Raw genomic sequence first — 1,488 nt, 5'->3', positions numbered from 1 at the left:
AATAAACCGTCATCGTTTATTCCACGGTGTATGGCTTGAATGAGCGGAATAATGCGTGAAGGTTGAATGCCTCCAATAATGGATAAGGTGACATGGGGGATAAAAATGGTTCCACGCTCGATACGGTCATAGGTAAATTGATCATCTCCATTAAAAGCTGTTAAATAAAAGGCACGGTCTGTTTGATATTCTCTTCGTTCCAGATTGGCTAAAAAACCAGATAATTCATCACGAACCATTAAGAGACCACGAGGGTTTTCTTTTAAGAGTTCCCCAAGCTTTTCAACAGTCACATCATTGACGATAAAACGAGAGACATCATCATCATGCGCATTGTCTTTAGAGAGCGTTTCATACAAAAGAGCACGAGCGGTTTCACACTCTCCTTTTCTTATCGCTTTATTGGCTTGTCTTTCTTTTTCTCTTTTGTCTAAAGTTTCAAGTCTCTCTTCAATTTCTTGTTTCTCTTTCTGCTTTAACCAGTCTTTATACCATTCCTTTTGAAGGCAAGTGATAGGCGCTAAAGCGGCTTTCATGGCTGGTGTTTTGTATGTTGACGATTGACCAATCAGAGCGCCCCAGAGATTAGGGACAACAATCCAATCATCATGTTGTTTTGGAGCAACCCGCACGCCATTACCAATGACAGCAGCCAAGGCACAGAGAGCAGAGATAGCAATAAAATCCATAGGGGCTTGTTGGCTATCCGCAACGTCATAAACATAGTCCATTAATGGCGTTGGCAACTGTAATAAGCTAAAAGGCTCGACGGGTAAAAGAGCCGCCGTGATAGGCTTTAATTCCCCCCAACCATTTTGTTGCAATGCTTGCTTATAAGGAATGGCTTCTAAACAAGTCTTATCATTTAAAGAGCCATTATCGTTATCATTGCATGAAACATTTTGATTGTTGGTATCTACAATATTGTTTTTATTCTCTCTCATTTATTTATACCTTTTCGTATCAAAACATCATTGAAATCTAGACCGTATGGGGCTTGCATGATAAAGACCTCAAAGCCTTGTCTATAGGCATGTGCTGCGAGGTTAAAACCTGCTTTACGACCCGCATCATCGCCATCCATTGCAATGGTGAGACGGGCTTTTGTAGGAGGTAAATTCACATGCATCATGCCATGGGTTGAAAGGGACGCCCATAAATCAACGGGCTCTGATAACAACCCAGACAGCAGAGCCAGACCGGTTTCAATGCCTTCACAAATGACCAGATGTTTTGGATTGGCTTGACTTAATTGCACAGCGCCACCCGTGACAGAACCCAACATGGCTTTTGCTGGTTTTTGATCTGTTTTGCAGCCATTGGCTTGTAAAAAGGTTCTATGAATGGCGAAAGAGCCAGCGCCCTTAACAAGAGCCACCAACGCGGGCAGTGTACCCCCAGAGGGGTGTGGACATTTGTCGTAAAAGCGTAAATCAGGAGGCAAATCACATGTAATACCCCGCATACGTAAATAGGTTTCTGCTAAAG

At 42.7% G+C, this 1,488-nt stretch carries 2 protein-coding genes; both read right to left on the bottom strand.

The genetic code is table 11. The annotated features are described in order from the left end of the window. Positions 1-944 (bottom strand): DUF3987 domain-containing protein (locus tag ACFIMP_RS09690; RefSeq protein WP_375686333.1); only part of this gene is annotated, 944 nt, incomplete at its 3' end. Continuing rightward, positions 941-1,488 (bottom strand): DUF7146 domain-containing protein (locus ACFIMP_RS09685; RefSeq protein ID WP_375686332.1); only part of this gene is annotated, 548 nt, incomplete at its 5' end. The genes ACFIMP_RS09690 and ACFIMP_RS09685, both read right to left, overlap by 4 nt.

The organism is Bartonella sp. AP65SXKL, assembly GCF_042195725.1.
In the GTDB taxonomy this organism is placed as follows: domain Bacteria; phylum Pseudomonadota; class Alphaproteobacteria; order Rhizobiales; family Rhizobiaceae; genus Bartonella.
Note: the sequence above shows the minus strand (reverse complement) of the source record. Positions and strands in the feature narration are given on the sequence as shown.